We start from the raw sequence: 16,830 nt of genomic DNA on the forward strand, positions 1-16,830 counted from the left end.
GTCATTTGGGAATTATCTTAACTGGAATTGCTAATAGGACGATATTTTATACTGTTACTTCAAGAAGGTGCTTAATGGCATGGCGAAGAGAGGAACGGCTCAGGGGCGGCACTGGTAATACGTTGACGAAAAGGCGGCTATTTTCCAAGAACCAAAGCAGGCCGATGATAAAAAGAATACGGGCGTGAAATCGCGTTCACGCCCGTAGCAGAAGGATGTCAGTCGTTGCGGGTTAATGCAATTTGAGGCGCGGGCGTATCACCCGGTTGATACCACCTACCAGCATCATCAAACCCGTCTTCACATAGCCATGCAGGGCGACCTGGTGCATGCGATAGAGTGAGATGTAAACGAAGCGAGCAATCCGCCCTTCGACCATCACGGAACCCCGCATCAGGTTCCCCATCAGGCTACCTACCGTACTGAATTTAGACAGCGAGACCAGCGAACCGTGATCTTTGTAGACGTAAGGTTTCAGCGTTTGTCCGTTCAGCAGCGCGATGATGTTGCTGTGACAGCGTGATGCCATCTGATGAGCCGCTTGCGCGCGCGGTGGCACAAAGCCGCCGCTTTCCTGCGGGCAGGATGCACAGTCGCCGATAGCGAAAATATTAGGATCGCGCGTCGTCTGCAACGTGGGTTCAACGACAAGCTGATTGATCCGGTTCGTTTCCAGACCCGCAATGTCTTTCATTGCATCCGGTGCTTTGATCCCTGCCGCCCAAACCATCAGGTCGGCGTCGATAAATTCACCGTCCTTCGTATTCAGACCGCCACTGTCCGCGCTGGTTACCATGGTTTTCGTCAGCACGCGAACGCCAATGTTGTTCAGCTCCTGATGCGCTGCTGCTGAAATACGCGGCGGCAGCGCAGGCAAAATACGTTCACCCGCTTCCACCAGCGTCACATTCAGCGTTTGGTTATCCAGTCCGTCAAAGCCATAGCTGTGCAGTTGTTTCACCGCATTATGCAATTCCGCAGACAGCTCGACTCCCGTCGCCCCACCGCCCACAATCGCAATATTTACGCGCTCTTTTTCGTCCTGATTTGCGGTGAACTTGAGGAACAAATTCAGCATTTCATTATGGAAGCGACGGGCTTGCTTTGGGTTATCCAGGAAAATACAGTGATCTTTCACGCCCGGCGTGCCGAAGTCATTTGAGGCACTGCCTAACGCCACCACCAGAATGTCATACTGAATGCGACGCGCCGCGACCAGTACATCGCCTTGCTCATCACACACTTCAGCCAGTTGAATCTTCTGCTGCTCGCGATCGATATCCGTCAGCATGCCCAGTTGGAACTGGAAACCGTGATTTCGTGCGTGCGCCAGATAGCTCAGCGCATCCATATCATCGTCCAGCGAGCCGGTCGCCACTTCGTGCAGCAGCGGTTTCCACAGGTGGCTGTGGTTACGATCCACCAGCGTAATCTCCGCTTTTTTCTTGCGTCCTAACTTGTGGCCTAAACTTGTGGCAAGTTCAAGTCCGCCAGCTCCCCCGCCGACAATGACAATTTTTTTGGTTGGTGATGTCAAAATGACCCCCTAAAATGTGAACCAATCGTTAATAAAGAGTAAAAAATAATATCCTTATATAACATAGGGTTCGCGTAAGTTAAGCCTGATATCTGCTGCAAGAATAGCACGCTGGGTTATTTGGTCATACCAAAATTGATATATATCAATTTATTTTGCTTTGCAGGTTTTTACCGAGAAAATTTCATCTTTATTTCAGTGAATTAGCGGAAGTCTGTGTGGCGAAAGAATGCAGAATAGTATGCACATGCGTTGGCATACGAACTAAGGAAAGTAAATAAATTGCACCATTCCCCTGATCCCCTCAAACAAGGGCATCAGAAGGAAAGCCGGTAGCGATTAACAAGCCACCACGAGCACAGGCTCAACCCAGCGTTTTGAAGGCTTTTATCCGCTGTAAATGGGGAGAGATGCTTTTGAATTTATGCGTCTGGATATCGTCCCAAACAATCTCATAATATTCTCCCAACGCCTGTGCACTGCGCTGGCTGTCGAGCATCTCATCCTGACGGGAAAGCATGACCATGCAACGATCGCGGTTCTTTTCACGAAAATTCGCGACACACTTCGTGGCGATATCCAGATACTCTTCGGGTCGATCAATTTTCCCGTTCATGTTTTCCTGCGGGAAAAGGTTTGGATTGACGATGACTTGTCGTATATCACACAGGAAACCGACCCGTTCGGCCCAAAAACCACCCAACCCCACGCCACAGATTAGTGAACGATCGTCATCAGAATGCTGGATCATCTTATCGACCTGCTTTAGCAGATGTTGCATGTCATGACGCGGGTGCAGCGTGCTGTAGCTAATCAACCGTACATCTTCATCGATAAACTGAAGCTGCAAGACTTTTTCATGGTTACCGGGGCTAGTCGAGTCAAAACCGTGTAAATAGATAATCATTTTTTATCCTCACCACTAACTGGGTTGCCTATTTCTCGCCATTTTTATACCCGTCATACTTCAAGCTGCTTGTGCGTTAGCAATACTCGGCTCATCTCTGAGCCTCGCCCTGAAGGGCCGCCGCAAGCGGCGTTCAAATTGGCGTCCTTACTCACTCCAGTCACTTACCTAAGTAAGCTCCTAGGGATTAATGAGCCTCATAAATGAGCCTCACCCTTCGGGCCAGCGCTAGCGCGGTTCAAATCGGTCTCGAACCGATTTGTCGCGCAACTCGAATTATTTAGTGTATATGCGCCTGCCAGCGCTCACTGAGTAAGGTCAGCGCCTGATTTGCCTGCTTCCAGCGCGACGAATCCAGAAGTTCTCGACGAGAAAACGAGCCCTGATGATATAAGCGCGTCAGTTGATCTGCTTTGACCGGGGACAGGTTATCCAACACGCTGATGGCTCCTTCGCGATGATTACAGACCAGAATCATGTCACAGCCCGCCTGCAACGCGGCTTGCGCCCGTTCAGGGTAGCTTCCCATCACGGCTGCGCCTTCCATCGAAAGATCGTCAGAGAAAATGATGCCATCAAAACCCAGCTCTTCGCGCAGTACTGTTTTAAGCCAGTAAGGAGAACCGCTAGCCGGACGCGGATCGGCTTGCGTATAAATCACATGAGCAGGCATGATCGCATCCAACTGCTGACGCTGGATCAGTTCTTTAAAAATCAGCATATCGTGTGCACGAATCTCCGCAAGCGGACGCGGATCGTGCGGCGTTTCTTTATGTGAATCGGCACTGACCGCACCGTGACCAGGAAAGTGCTTACCCGTAACCTTCATACCTGCGCTGTGCATACCGCGAATAAAACTCTGCGCTACCGCTAACGCCGTTTCTGGCTGTTCGTGAAACGAACGCTCACCAATCGCCGCGCTCTGGTGACCAATATCCAGAACAGGTGCAAAGCTGATGTCGATATCCATCGCGATCATTTCTGCCGCCATCAGCCAGCCGCCCTCTTCCGCCAACCGATGTGCCTCCGACAGGCTATTTAATGCAGCAAATGCCTGCGCGGCAGGCAAACGGGTAAATCCATCACGAAAACGCTGAACGCGTCCACCTTCCTGATCCACAGAAACCACGAGACGTTCGCGCGATGCCGCGCGGATTTGGCGCACTAATTCACGTAACTGCGCCGCATCATGAAAATTACGGGTGAACAGAATAACGCCGCCAACCAGCGGATGTTCCAATACATCACGATCTTCTGCATCCAGCTCATAGCTGGCGACATCTAACATTACCGGACCCACAAAAACCTCATTCTTTAGAGTGTACTGCTGAGTAAAATAGTCACTACCACAAAATCAGGCCTTCAGCCCGGTCGTAGCCGATGGCCCAGTTGTAGCCGCTGATAGAGTGCGGGGATTTCCGCTAAAAATTCGGGGTTCTTCGTTTGCTGCCAGCGAATTTCAAACCACATCAATACCAGATAATCGACCCAGGGGAACCACCGCATCATCTGTTGCTGAAGGCAGCTCACGGAAAACCCTCGCCGATGCTGCTGATAGCTCCGTAGAAAATGCGTTTGCGCTACGCTTTCCATCTGACTGGCTCGCACAATGAACGCCAGCTCAAAGGCGATATCGCCGTCTGAGGCGTATTCCCAGTCAATGAGCATCGTGCCTTGCTGCGTAATCAACAGATTCTCCGCATGCACATCCAGATGAAGGGGAGCCAGCGCCAAAGGCGTGGGTAACGCGGTACGTTGAAAATAATGGTGAGCACGCAACAGCGCAGGCGAACGACGGCGTGGATCCATCAACTGCCAGTGTTGAGCAAATAACGTTTTGAGATCGATAAGATAGCCACAGCATGGCAGGCGATGAAGCTGAGACAATATACCCGCCACTTCGCCATTAACCAGCATCATCAGGAACTCATCAGGTGTAGCAACGCGTCCCGGCGCCCATTCGACAATCAACCAGTCATCGCGCCACAGCAGTGGCCGTGGCGCAAGCCCTATCGCTGACATCTGTCGCAGCAGAGCAAACTCTCGCTGGCGATCGACGCCCATTTTTCGCTCCGTTGGCGACTGTTGTCGCGCAAGCCACTCGATGCCAGGCCCACGGATACGCCAACTTTTACTACTCAGCCCACCAACCAGTTCAAAGCGAATATCGTCCATCGCCACTGCCGGGAAATGTTTCTGGATCGTCGCCGTCAGTTGTTGCTGGATGCCCGCCTGCTTAATTCTGGACAGCGCCATTGCCAGACCACACAATTTCACCGGTCTGCACCAACATCAACTGCATGTCGAGCTGCGGCGCTTTTACATCACCACTGACATCGCTGTACAGCACATACTGCGCACTAACATAGCGCGCCAGACCAATCGCCTTGCTGCGCGAACCTAAGCTGTCATCAACCGACAGACCCAACGTTTGCTTCGCGGCGGCTAGCTGCTCACGCGGCACCAGCGTAAACGCCTTGCCGGAGGATAATGCGCTATACAACGCTCCTGTTGCTTTCGCTATCGGCAGCGAGCCATTGGTACTGTTTTTCACGCTATCCACCAACAGTATGCTGCCCGGCGTGACACCATCGGCTTTCAACATCTGCGCCACCAGCGGGTTAATGCTGGCTTCCCAGTTCAACGTCTGGATTTTAGGCGGTTGCGGTACCGATTCCCCCGGTGGCGGCGTTGTCGTACTCGGCACTTGCGGCTCAACCGGTTCAATAGTTGCAAGCGGTTCGGTTGGCTCTGGCGGACGACTAGGGCACCCTGTCAGTACCAATGCCGCCAGTATCACCCCTAGATACTTTTTCATATTTTATCTCTCAGCACACCATTACAAAAACAGATGAAGACGGACCTGACGCGCATTGGGACTACTGCGCGTTGAAAAAACCGTCATTTCCGTCTGTGGCGGGATTTCAAGGGACTGCACCTCTTCAAAAGGCAGTACGTCCAGCCCGTTTTCATCATACCAATAGAAACGATAATGCACGGTTACCGCGTTTGAGGCATCGTTGCTAACGACAGAAGACGCACGTAACCGGCCATTTTCTGAATCCAGCGACGGATTCCCCGCCGTAATACCGGCTGACAGCACGGGGGCATCCAATACCAGCGTTTGCCGCTCATTGATGGTCAGCACCTTTGGCGCATTACAGCCCGCCAACAGCCCTGCCAGCAGGCATGCGGACAGAAAAAGCATCGGATTACGCATGGTTTTCTCGCATGAGGATTTTCTCACCTGATTGTCTAACTTAATCCGCCAGCAAAGGCCCCAATGCACGACCGCCAACCAAATGCATGTGGATGTGATAAACCTCCTGCCCGCCGTGTCGGTTGCAGTTAATAATCAGGCGATAGCCGTCCTCTGCAATTCCTTCCTGCTGCGCAATCTTACCCGCTACCGTTATCATGCGTCCCAGTGCTGCTTCATGCTCTGGCGCAGTGTCGTTAACGGTTGGGATTAATACATTCGGGATAATCAGAATATGCGTTGGCGTGCGGGGCGCAATATCACGGAAAGCGGTGACCAGTTCATCCTGATACACGATATCGGCAGGAATTTCCCGGCGAATGATTTTACTAAAAATGGTTTCTTCAGCCATGATTGATTTCCTTGTTGAAGCTGGCGTTGAACGACGTCATGTAGGCAGTATGAGTGACATATTCTATTTCTTTCAACCTTCTTTATCTATTTCCGGCGCAGATGGTCAAAATACGACACGCAGGAAAATAAGAAACACGTCAGCCTTATAGCGAAAAACGCACGTTCGCGACGACCATAAAAAAAGGGGCTTTCGCCCCTTTCTGCAACTCCCCAACAACGCATCAGTGGTTACGGATGTAGTCGTCCATATCGGTTTTCAGGTTATCGGATTTCGTACCGAAAATTGCCTGAACGCCAGAACCGGCCACAACCACACCGGCTGCACCCAGTTTTTTCAGGCCAGCCTGATCAACTTTAGCCACATCGCCTACGCTAACGCGCAGACGGGTGATGCACGCGTCAAGGTTAGTAATGTTTTCTTTACCACCAAATGCGCTAACCAGAGCAGCCGCCATTTCAGTGCTGTCTTGCGACGTTTGCTCAGATGAGCTGTCTTCACGGCCTGGTGTTTTCAGATTCAGCTTGGCAATCAGAACGCGGAAGATGGTGTAGTAAATCAGCGCATAGCACAGACCTACAATCGGGAACAGCCACAGATTGCTACCGTTGCCGCTCAGTACCACGAAGTCGATTAAACCATGAGAGAAGCTGGTACCATCACGCATACCCAACAGGATACAGATTGGGAACGCCAGACCCGCCAGAATCGCATGGATTACGTACAGGATCGGCGCAACAAACATGAATGAGAACTCAATCGGCTCAGTGATACCCGTCAGGAACGAGGTCAGCGCCGCAGAGACCATGATACCGCCCACTTTCGCGCGATTTTCTGGTTTAGCAGAATGCCAGATAGCAATGGCCGCCGCTGGCAGACCGTACATTTTAAACAGGAAGCCGCCAGACAATTTACCCGCAGTCGGGTCACCGGCAATGTAACGCGGGATATCGCCGTGGAAAACCTGGCCAGCAGCATTGGTAAACTCACCTACTTGCATCTGGAAAGGCACATTCCAGATATGGTGCAGACCAAACGGCACCAGAGAACGTTCAACAACGCCGTAGATACCAAATGCCAACATCGGGTTCTCATTCGCTGCCCAATGTGAAAACGTTTGGATAGCACTACCGACCGGTGGCCATATGAAAGACAGTACCGCGCCGGTAACGATCGCCGTCAGACCGGAAATAATCGGCACAAAACGTTTACCGGCAAAGAAGCCCAGATACTCAGGCAGTTGAATGCGGTAGAAGCGATTAAACATATACGCGGCAATCGCACCGGCAATGATCCCGCCTAGAACACCGGTATCCGCCAGATGCTTCGCGGTAATCTCGGCAGCCGGTAGATTAAGAACCAGCGGTGCAATCGCAGCCATGGTTTTCACCATGATGCCATAAGCTACCACCGCCGCCAGTGCGGAAACACCGTCGTTATTGGTGAAGCCCAAGGCAACACCAATAGCAAAAATCAGCGGCATGTTAGCAAATACCGAATCACCGGCCTGTGCCATGACGCTGGAGACAATTGTAGGCAACCAGCTAAAATTGGCCGAACCGACACCCAGCAGAATACCTGCGATAGGGAGTACGGATACGGGCAGCATTAGCGACTTACCTACTTTTTGCAGGTTTGCGAATGCATTCTTGAACATAATTGAGTGTGCTCCTGAGTAATAGTGCTTTTACTTCTGATACTTCATCTATAAGCAAAGGCGGGGAGGATGGCCCTTGCGAGTTGGGGTGTCTTAGCCCCCTTTAATTTTTACGCAGAGTAAAATAAATAGCGTTCACAATGTTTGATTGCTATCACGTTTCCACAAGCCAACAGGCTGAGATCGAACAGATATTGCACTTTCCTGTGATATATCGCTAAAAAGCACGTCCCCATGAAGAGGAAAAACCTGATCAAGGGGATTATGAAGCGCTATTAATTACGCGGGTAAAAAAAACTCGGCTATTCTCAGCCACTATTGCGCAGCGGTCAACCGAACCGGATCGATGTGAAACAAGCGGGAGAAGTTTTCTGTCGTGGCGGCGGCGAGGGTTTCCAGCGATGTGCCTTTTACTACAGCAAGGTATTCCGCGACATCACGCACATACGCTGGCTGGTTTTCCTGACCTCGGAACGGAACTGGCGCGAGCCAAGGGGAATCCGTCTCAATCAGCATCCGATCCAGCGGTACATAACGTGCTACGTCACGTAACTCCTCGGCATTACGAAACGTCACGATGCCAGAAAACGAGATGTAGAATCCCATATCCAACAAGGCTTTTGCCGTAATCAAATCTTCCGTAAAACAATGTAGAACGCCGCTGCATTTCTCCGCGTGTTCGTCACGCAAAATTGCCAGCGTATCTTCACGGGCAGAGCGCGTATGCACGATGACCGGCTTGTTCAGGTCATTGCCAATACGAATATGTTCGCGAAACGACTCCTGCTGCTGGGCTTTCGTCTCCTGCTGATAGAAGTAGTCGAGCCCCGTTTCGCCCATCGCCACTACGCGACTGGCGCTGGCTAATTCACGCAGCTCAGCATAATCATAAGGGGCTTCCTGATTGAGCGGATGAACGCCGCAGGAAAAAGCGACGTTATCGCGCTTGCCGATTAACTCCACCATGGAACGATAGCCAGGCAGCGTTGTCGCCACCGCCAGAAAGAAACCGACATCGCGACGTTTCGCTTTATCCAGCACATCGGAGACATCTTTATGCAATGACTGATAATCCAGACCGTCAAGATGACAGTGGGAATCCACTAACAACATGATATTTACTCGATAGTAATTAAACAGAAAAAGGATGGCTATCACGCTTAACCGACGAGGCAAACGTGCGTTCACCATCAAGCAGGCGTTCCGTCAGCAACAGCTCACGATTCACGCCTGTGACGGTCAGCAATTTTTGTCGACAAGCCAGCCACTGTTGAAGCTCATACTGTAAATGCGCAGACGGTTCGCGTGCCAGACGCTCAACCAATTCGATCTGATCTTGATTCACCAGGTGCTCGCTAGCACCCTGTTGCCATTTCATGGCATCCAGCAGTAGCGCGGCCAGCCAGTGAATACGAGCATCCGCATCGTCATGATTCAACTGTGGTATCAGCAAGAGCAGATTTCGTGAAGTCAGCGCAGCAGAAAATGCCTGACACAGCCCGCTACGCTGCTTCCAGCGTTCCGGCTGCAATAACGCCTCGGCAGCGAGCGGTGCGCCCGATTGCAATCTCAGTGCGGCGCGTAGTGCCTTACTATCATGACGATGGCGCGCATTTAGCCACAGCACGCTCTGCGTCTCGGTCGGGACATCCAGATAGTGATACAAGCAACGGCTGCGTAAGGTTGCTAACAACCGCGCGGGTTCCCGGCAGCCCAATAAGAAGAAGGTATTCTGTGGCGGTTCTTCCAACGTTTTCAGCAGTGCATTCGCTGCGGCTTCGGTCAGTTGCTCAGCGGAAGCCAGCCAGATCACTTTTGCTCCGCCTTGTCGGGAGTGTTGATACACTTTTTCTACGACGTCACGCACTGGATCGACGCCCAGACTATGTTTGCCTTTCTCCGGGCTCAGCATATGCCAGTCTGGGTGCGTTCCCGCCGTCATCAGGTTACAAGAATGGCACTGACCGCAGCTTTTCATTCCGTCAGGCCGCTGGCAGATCAGCCAGCGGCTCAGCGCATAGATAAGCGATTCATCACCCATGCCCGGCAACGCGTGCAGCAACACCGCATGGTGGCCTCTGCCTGCCTGATATTGAGCGATAAGCTGCCGATAGGATGCGTTCAGCCACGGATACCAATCCATCAGTGTTGCCCCTGCGCAACAGGCTGTAATCCTTGTTGCTGTAACCACTGCTGTAACACGGCCTGAATATCCGCACTGACAGCATCAATAGATTGTGAAGCATCGATCGTCAGGATACTGTCATCCTCCTCCGCCAGTTCCTGATAGCGGGAACGAGTACGATCAAAGAAAGCCAGCGATTCCTGCTCGATTCTATCCAGTTCGCCGCGTTGACGCGCACGCTGCAAACCGATAGCTGGCGGTAAATCCAGATAGAGTGTCAGGTCGGGACGAAAATCCCCCAGCACGGTATCACGCAGTGAACGCAACAGTTGCTGATCGATCCCACGTCCACCGCCCTGATAAGCCTGTGAAGAGAGATCGTGACGATCGCCGATGACCCAGTTTCCATTCGCCAGCGCCGGTTTGATGACGTTGTCCACCAGCTGTACTCTGGCCGCATATAACATCAGGACTTCGGCTTTGTCAGTGACCTTCTCATCGGCTATGCCTTGCTTGATAAGCTCACGCAGTTTCTCTGCCAGCGGCGTACCTCCTGGCTCTCGCGTGAACACCACGTCTTTCACACCATGTGACCGCAGCGTTTCCACGACGATATTGCGCGCAGTGGTCTTCCCCGCGCCTTCCAATCCTTCAATGACGATAAATTTACTGTTCATCCCGTTCCTTTAACGCTGAGCGGTATACCCTCACCGCACGATTATGGTCTGCAAGGTTAGTGGTAAAACTGTGTCCGCCTTTTCCATCCGCCACAAAATACAGGTATGACGTTTTGGCTGGGTGCGCAGCCGCATCCAATGAGGCTTTCCCCGGCATCGCGATTGGCGTCGGCGGCAAGCCGGAGATGACATACGTATTGTAGGGCGTCGGCGTATCTAATGCTTTACGCGTTATCACGCCTTTATAGTCATCCCCCATGCCATAAATCACCGTGGGATCGGTTTGCAACCGCATACCAAGCCGTAATCGATTGATAAAAACAGAAGCAACCTGAGTACGTTCTTCATTGATCGCCGTTTCTTTTTCAATGATTGACGCCATCGTCAGCAACTCGTCTGGCGTTTTGTACGGTAACCCTTCTTCGCGTCCTTTCCATACCTCATCCACCGTTTTTTTCATGCGCTGATGCGCACGCTGTAACAAAGCGCTATCGCTTGTACCCGCCGTATATGAATACGTGTCAGGATAAAACCAGCCCTCCGGGTTAGCCTTATCTTTGATGTCTAGCTGGGTGGCGATGTCCTGCTCAGTTTTATCGGCCAGTGCATGCTTGATATAAGGTGCCTGCTGCAACGTGACAAGCCACTCTTTCAGACGTGAACCTTCAATAAAACGGATGGTGAATTGTGCTTCCTTTCCGCTGGACAGTAACGCCAACATTTCTCTTACGCTCATTCCCGTCGTAAAGCGATACGTACCCGCTTTGAATTTTGCCAATTCAGGTTCGATACGCAGCAACCATGGAAAAAACGCACCATCGGTAATAATTTTTTGATCGAGAAGCAGTATTTCCAGCCCCTCTCTCCCCGTACCGGCCGGAAGCGTGAAAACAGTTTCTTTTTCGATAGCCAATGGAGAACCAGCAAAACGCTGCATTTTCTGCCACGCGACCAGCAACATCAGCGCAACAGCAGCGATAATCAGCAAACCAATTTTCTTTTTCTTCATAAATCAACCATCTACTAGCAGTTAGAACTCAGGAATTGATAAAGATCTCGGGAGTGGTAACGCCAGACGTGCGCCTGATTCACGGGGACTAGTGGCATTAATGCATTACAAATCAGCACTTCATCCGCATCAGCCAGTGTGTCTACCGGTTCACTGACGATCTGTAGCTCGAAGTCAGAACCGGCCAGCAAGGCAATCATATGCTGTCGTGCAACGCCATCCACACCTGACTGGGATAAATCCGGCGTATAGACCCTGTGCCCTTTACGCCAGAATAAATTAGCGGCACAGCATTCCACTAGCGCACCTGAGGTGTCAAGCACGAGGGTCTCATCGGCTAAAGTCTCGTCAAGATGCGCACGAATCAACACTTGTTCAAGTCGATTCAAATGTTTTATTCCCGCCAACAGCGGGTTTCTCGCTAACGCCACAGGACTCAGGTTTAGGCTAATTCCCTGCTCACGCCAGTCGGCATACTGCGAAGGATAATCTGCCTGCATGACGATTCGAGTTGGCTGTAAACAGCCTTGCGCACTGTACCCACGCCCACCGGTGCCGCGCGTTAGCATCACTTTCACTACACCGCTTGCACGACCCAGGGCGGCCTGTTTTATTTCAGCGTGCAGGCTTTCCCAGTCTAGCGTCGGAAATAATAAGCGCGTAGCAGCCTGTTGCAATCGCGCGATATGTCGATCGAGCCAAACAATCTCACCATCGCATACCCTGGCTGTCGTAAAGCAGCCGTCACCATACTGCGTACCTCGATCGAATGCCGAGATCTGTTCCTGTCGCAGGCCATTAACCCATAGCATAATAGGCTCCGTCTCATTCATCGCCGTCAGCTTGCCAGTAAAGCGACGCCGCACACAAGCAGGCGTATCTGATTTTATGCAGACAAAAAAAAACCCGGAAACCGGGTTTTTTAAGACGCTATCGCAATCACACTTTACGGAAGATCAGAGAACCGTTGGTTCCACCGAAACCGAAAGAGTTGCAGAGTACATATTCCAGATTGCTGACCTGACGCGCTTCATGCGGCACAAAATCCAGATCGCAGCCTTCATCTGGATTATCCAGATTGAGCGTTGGCGGAACAGCCTGATCGCGCAGAGCAAGAATACTGAAGATAGACTCAACCGCCCCTGCCGCACCGAGCAAGTGACCCGTCATGGATTTTGTCGAACTAACCAGTACACGACTGGCGTCCGCACCAAATACGGATTTCACAGCCTGCGTTTCAGCTTTATCACCCGCTGGCGTAGAGGTGCCATGCGCGTTGATATAGCCGATCTGGCTCGTTGACACACTCGCATCACGCAGCGCGTTTTCCATCGCCAGTGCTGCGCCTGAACCATCTTCCGGCGGAGACGTCATATGATACGCATCGCTACTCATGCCAAATCCAACAATTTCTGCATAGATTTTCGCACCGCGCTTTTTCGCGTGTTCATACTCTTCCAGCACCATGAGGCCAGCGCCGTCACCTAACACAAAACCATCACGATCTTTATCCCACGGACGGCTTGCCGCCTGGGGATCGTCGTTGCGCGTAGACAACGCACGCGCGGCACCGAATCCACCGACGCCTAATGGCGTACTGGCTTTTTCTGCACCACCGGCCAACATCACATCCGCATCATTGTAAGCAATGATACGTGCTGCCTGACCAATATTATGCACGCCAGACGTGCAGGCCGTAGCAATAGAGATGCTTGGGCCACGCAGTCCGAACATGATAGTAAGATGCCCGGCCACCATATTGACGATGGTTGATGGCACGAAGAACGGACTGATTTTACGTGGGCCACCGTTCACCAGCGCAGTGTGGTTCTCTTCAATAAGACCCAGACCGCCGATGCCGGAACCAATCGCCGCACCGATACGCGGAGCGTTCTCTTCCGTTACTTCCAGACCGGAGTCCTGCATAGCCTGAACGCCAGCAGCGACACCGTATTGAATAAAGGCATCCATTTTGCGCGCTTCTTTACGCGAAATGAATTCCTCAGAATTAAAATTCTTTACTAAGCCAGCAAAACGCGTTGCATAGGCACTAGTATCGAAATGGTCGATCAGGCTGATACCACTCTGACCGGCAAGAAGAGCACTCCAGGTAGACTCAACTGTATTGCCGACAGGAGATAACATGCCCAGTCCGGTCACAACTACTCGACGCTTAGACACGCTTATCCTCCAGGGAGGGAAAAAAAGACACTGCGGGACAAAAAAACTTAGGCGGTCGAATGACCGCCTAGATATGTTCGCTTACTGCTGGTTAGCCTGAATGAAATCAATGGCTGCCTGAACAGTCGTGATTTTTTCAGCTTCTTCGTCTGGAATCTCAGTATCAAATTCTTCTTCCAGAGCCATTACCAGCTCAACAGTGTCAAGAGAATCAGCGCCGAGGTCATCAACGAAAGAAGCATTGTTTACGACTTCTTCCTGCTTAACACCAAGCTGTTCAACGATGATTTTCTTAACGCGTTCTTCGATAGTGCTCATACTCTTAAATTTCCTATCAAAACTCGCTTTCGCGATGGTTTTCGTAGTGTATAAAATGTTTGAAAAGATGCAACAAAATCTCGGCTGGTCGAACCACGATTTTGTGCTATTTTGCGGTTATCACCGCAAATAAAGCAAATAGTTTTCGAGCTTTTTAGATCATATACATGCCGCCGTTGACATGCAATGTTTCGCCAGTAATGTAAGCAGCTTCATCAGAGGCTAAAAATACAACAGCACTGGCGATTTCTTTAGCATCACCGAGTCGGTTAGCTGGAACCGACGTCAAAATGCCTGCTCGCTGTTCTTCTGTCAATGCCTGAGTCATATCGGTTTCGATAAAACCAGGTGCAACCACGTTGACCGTAATACCACGAGAAGCCACTTCACGCGCGAGGGATTTGCTGAACCCAATCAGCCCCGCCTTCGCTGCAGCGTAGTTTGCCTGTCCTGCATTGCCCATCGTTCCCACAACGGAACCGATGGTAATGATACGGCCAAAACGTTTCTTCATCATGGCACGCATAACCGCTTTAGACATACGGAATACCGAGGTCAAGTTGGTATCCAGAATATCGTGCCATTCATCATCTTTCATACGCATCAGCAGGTTATCACGGGTGATACCAGCGTTATTGATAAGAATATCAATCTCTCCGAATTCCGCGCGAATTTCGGCTAACACGCTTTCTACTGATGCTGCATCAGCAACATTCAGCATATAACCTTTACCGTTCTCACCCAGCCAAGCGCTAATCGCCTCAGCCCCTTTTTCGCTGGTTGCAGTACCAATGACTTTTGCCCCGCGAGCAACCAACGTCTCGGCGATGGCACGCCCTATACCACGGCTTGCACCGGTAACCAGCGCAATTTTCCCCTCAAAACTCATTGTCTTCTCCGCTCTTATTTCTCAATCGCCGCTGATAGAGAAGCAGGATCGTTCACCGCAACTGCTGTCAGGGTATCGACGATTCGTTTGGTTAAACCAGTCAATACTTTACCTGGCCCGACTTCTAACAGTGATTCAACGCCCTGAGAAGCCATGAATTCAACACAGGCAGTCCAGCGTACTGGGCAATGAAGTTGGCGTACCAACGCATCACGAATAGCTTCAGGTGTGGTTTCGATGCTGGCATCTACATTGTTTACCACTGGGATGACCGGAGAATTAAAGGTCACGGATTCCAGCGCTACCGCAAGTTTCTTCGCCGCGGGTTCCATCAACGCGCAGTGTGACGGAACGCTGACAGGTAACGGCAGCGCGCGCTTCGCACCGGCTGCTTTACACGCAGCACCCGCACGCTCAACGGCGTCTTTATCACCCGCAATCACAACCTGACCCGGTGAATTGAAGTTTACCGGCGATACCACCTGCCCCTGCGCGGATTCTTCACACGCCTTGGCAATTGCAGCGTTATCAAGGCCGATGATGGCATACATCGCCCCAGTGCCTTCCGGCACCGCTTCTTGCATCAGTTTGCCACGCAATTCAACCAAGCGAACAGCCTGTTGGAAATCTAGAACACCAGCGCAAACCAGTGCAGAATACTCACCGAGGCTATGGCCAGACATCAACGCAGGCGTTTTTCCTCCCTGCTGCTGCCAGGCACGCCAGATAGCAACAGAAGCGGTCAGCAATGCAGGCTGTGTCTGCCAGGTTTTATTCAACTCTTCAACTGGCCCTTGCTGGGTAAGCTGCCACAAGTCATAACCTAAAACCTCAGAAGCCTGAGCAAACGTTTCGGTGACGATTGGGTATTCTGCCGCAAGTTCAGCCAACATCCCTACCGTCTGCGATCCCTGACCGGGAAACACCATTGCAAATTGCGTCATATCACAATCCTGTTTAATTAAAAACGAACCAGCGCGGAACCCCAGGTGAAGCCGCCGCCAAAGGCTTCAAGCAGCACCAGTTGTCCTGGTTTAATACGCCCATCGCGCACAGCTTCATCAAGCGCTGAAGGCACAGAAGCGGCGGAGGTATTACCATGACGATCCAGCGTCACAACCACCTTGTCCATCCCCATACCCAGCTTTTTCGCCGTAGCGCTGATGATTCGCAGGTTAGCCTGATGAGGCACCAGCCAATCTAATTCACTTTTGTCCAGTTGAGCCGCTTGCAGCGTTTCTCCAACAATGTGTGCCAGTTCAGTCACTGCCACTTTAAAGACTTCATTACCCGCCATCGTCAGGTAAGCAGGTGTATCCGTGTGGTTACGATCCTGATGCGGTAACGTCAGTAGCTCGCCATAGCGACCATCGGCATGAAGATGGGTAGAAAGAATGCCCGGTTGCTCTGACGGCGTTAATAGCACGGCACCCGCACCATCACCGAACAGAATCAACGTACCGCGATCTTCAGGGTCCAATGTACGAGACAAGGTATCGGAACCGATCACCAGTGCGTATTTCACCGCTCCACTTTTAACATATTGATCGGCAACGCTCAGTGCGTAGGTAAAACCTGCGCAAGCAGCGGCCAGATCGAAGGCTATCGTATCTTTGATCCCTAATAATTGCTGAACCTGACAGGCTGAGCTAGGGAATGCATGGCTTGATGATGTTGTCGCAACAATCAGAAGGCCGACTTCAGAAGCATCAACATTCGCCATTTCCAGCGCTTTCTGCGCGGCGCGGTATCCCATGGTCGCAACGTTTTCATCCGGCGCAGCAATACGGCGCTCACGGATTCCAGTACGTGTGACGATCCATTCGTCCGTCGTTTCCACCATCTTTTCTAAATCAGCGTTTGTCCTGATTTCTTCAGGCAGGTAGCTGCCCGTTCCGATTATTTTTGTATACATGTAC

Annotated in this window: 18 protein-coding genes; all 18 read right to left on the reverse strand. The window is 51.5% G+C overall.

All coding sequences use genetic code 11. The features are described from left to right. Positions 1-232 precede the first annotated feature (232 nt). The 18 genes from A7983_RS21705 to A7983_RS21790 all read right to left on the reverse strand — a co-directional run bounded on the left by A7983_RS21705 (position 233) and on the right by A7983_RS21790 (position 16,826). A complete protein-coding gene (locus tag A7983_RS21705; RefSeq protein ID WP_005970478.1) occupies positions 233-1,537 on the reverse strand; it encodes an NAD(P)/FAD-dependent oxidoreductase in 1,305 nt (434 codons plus the stop codon). A 364-nt stretch (positions 1,538-1,901) separates the two neighbouring features. After that, the gene (ycfP, locus tag A7983_RS21710) at positions 1,902-2,444 is read right to left on the reverse strand and encodes an alpha/beta hydrolase YcfP (protein WP_005970479.1); all 543 of its coding nucleotides are present in this window, start codon (positions 2,442-2,444) and stop codon (positions 1,902-1,904) included. Positions 2,445-2,724: 280 nt separating this feature from the next. Then, on the reverse strand, positions 2,725-3,744 hold the full coding sequence (nagZ, locus tag A7983_RS21715; RefSeq protein WP_005970481.1) for a beta-N-acetylhexosaminidase: 1,020 nt from the start codon (positions 3,742-3,744) through the stop codon (positions 2,725-2,727). Between the two features lie 62 nt (positions 3,745-3,806). Further along, on the reverse strand, positions 3,807-4,700 hold the full coding sequence (thiK, locus tag A7983_RS21720; RefSeq protein WP_005970483.1) for a thiamine kinase: 894 nt from the start codon (positions 4,698-4,700) through the stop codon (positions 3,807-3,809). Beyond that, on the reverse strand, positions 4,681-5,262 hold the full coding sequence (lpoB, locus tag A7983_RS21725; protein ID WP_005970485.1) for a penicillin-binding protein activator LpoB: 582 nt from the start codon (positions 5,260-5,262) through the stop codon (positions 4,681-4,683). The genes thiK and lpoB overlap by 20 nt, the downstream gene beginning before the upstream one ends. A gap of 21 nt (positions 5,263-5,283) precedes the next feature. Next, the gene (locus tag A7983_RS21730; RefSeq protein ID WP_005970487.1) at positions 5,284-5,664 is read right to left on the reverse strand and encodes a YcfL family protein; all 381 of its coding nucleotides are present in this window, start codon (positions 5,662-5,664) and stop codon (positions 5,284-5,286) included. A gap of 40 nt (positions 5,665-5,704) precedes the next feature. Then, positions 5,705-6,055, reverse strand: a complete 351-nt coding sequence (hinT, locus tag A7983_RS21735; RefSeq protein WP_005970489.1) for a purine nucleoside phosphoramidase — start codon at positions 6,053-6,055, stop codon at positions 5,705-5,707. Positions 6,056-6,278: 223 nt separating this feature from the next. Then, positions 6,279-7,712 carry a PTS glucose transporter subunit IIBC gene (ptsG, locus tag A7983_RS21740; protein WP_005970491.1) on the reverse strand — a complete coding sequence of 478 codons (1,434 nt, stop codon included), beginning with the start codon at positions 7,710-7,712 and terminating at the stop codon, positions 6,279-6,281. 315 nt (positions 7,713-8,027) lie between these two features. Next, entirely contained in the window at positions 8,028-8,825 is a 798-nt protein-coding gene (locus A7983_RS21745) for a metal-dependent hydrolase (RefSeq protein WP_005970493.1), read from the reverse strand. Positions 8,826-8,844: 19 nt separating this feature from the next. Beyond that, positions 8,845-9,855 carry a DNA polymerase III subunit delta' gene (holB, locus tag A7983_RS21750; protein ID WP_005970495.1) on the reverse strand — a complete coding sequence of 337 codons (1,011 nt, stop codon included), beginning with the start codon at positions 9,853-9,855 and terminating at the stop codon, positions 8,845-8,847. Beyond that, the gene (gene tmk / locus A7983_RS21755; protein WP_005970497.1) at positions 9,855-10,514 is read right to left on the reverse strand and encodes a dTMP kinase; all 660 of its coding nucleotides are present in this window, start codon (positions 10,512-10,514) and stop codon (positions 9,855-9,857) included. The genes holB and tmk overlap by 1 nt, the downstream gene beginning before the upstream one ends. Next, a complete protein-coding gene (mltG, locus tag A7983_RS21760; RefSeq protein ID WP_005970499.1) occupies positions 10,504-11,523 on the reverse strand; it encodes an endolytic transglycosylase MltG in 1,020 nt (339 codons plus the stop codon). Before mltG ends, tmk begins: the two co-directional genes overlap by 11 nt. 14 nt (positions 11,524-11,537) lie before the next feature. Next, the gene (gene pabC, locus A7983_RS21765; protein WP_005970502.1) at positions 11,538-12,335 is read right to left on the reverse strand and encodes an aminodeoxychorismate lyase; all 798 of its coding nucleotides are present in this window, start codon (positions 12,333-12,335) and stop codon (positions 11,538-11,540) included. Between the two features lie 127 nt (positions 12,336-12,462). Beyond that, complete coding sequence (fabF, locus tag A7983_RS21770) at positions 12,463-13,704, reverse strand: beta-ketoacyl-ACP synthase II (protein ID WP_005970504.1); 1,242 nt, start codon at positions 13,702-13,704, stop codon at positions 12,463-12,465. Between the two features lie 81 nt (positions 13,705-13,785). Further along, a complete protein-coding gene (acpP, locus tag A7983_RS21775) occupies positions 13,786-14,022 on the reverse strand; it encodes an acyl carrier protein (protein WP_005970506.1) in 237 nt (78 codons plus the stop codon). A 154-nt stretch (positions 14,023-14,176) separates the two neighbouring features. Beyond that, complete coding sequence (fabG, locus tag A7983_RS21780) at positions 14,177-14,911, reverse strand: 3-oxoacyl-ACP reductase FabG (RefSeq protein ID WP_005970508.1); 735 nt, start codon at positions 14,909-14,911, stop codon at positions 14,177-14,179. Between the two features lie 14 nt (positions 14,912-14,925). Next, on the reverse strand, positions 14,926-15,855 hold the full coding sequence (gene fabD, locus A7983_RS21785) for an ACP S-malonyltransferase (RefSeq protein WP_005970511.1): 930 nt from the start codon (positions 15,853-15,855) through the stop codon (positions 14,926-14,928). Between the two features lie 17 nt (positions 15,856-15,872). After that, positions 15,873-16,826: a beta-ketoacyl-ACP synthase III gene (locus A7983_RS21790; protein ID WP_005970513.1), complete on the reverse strand. Its 954-nt coding sequence runs from the start codon at positions 16,824-16,826 to the stop codon at positions 15,873-15,875. Positions 16,827-16,830: the final 4 nt, after the last annotated feature.

Source organism: Pectobacterium wasabiae CFBP 3304 (genome assembly GCF_001742185.1).
GTDB classification, from domain to species: Bacteria; Pseudomonadota; Gammaproteobacteria; order Enterobacterales; family Enterobacteriaceae; genus Pectobacterium; species Pectobacterium wasabiae.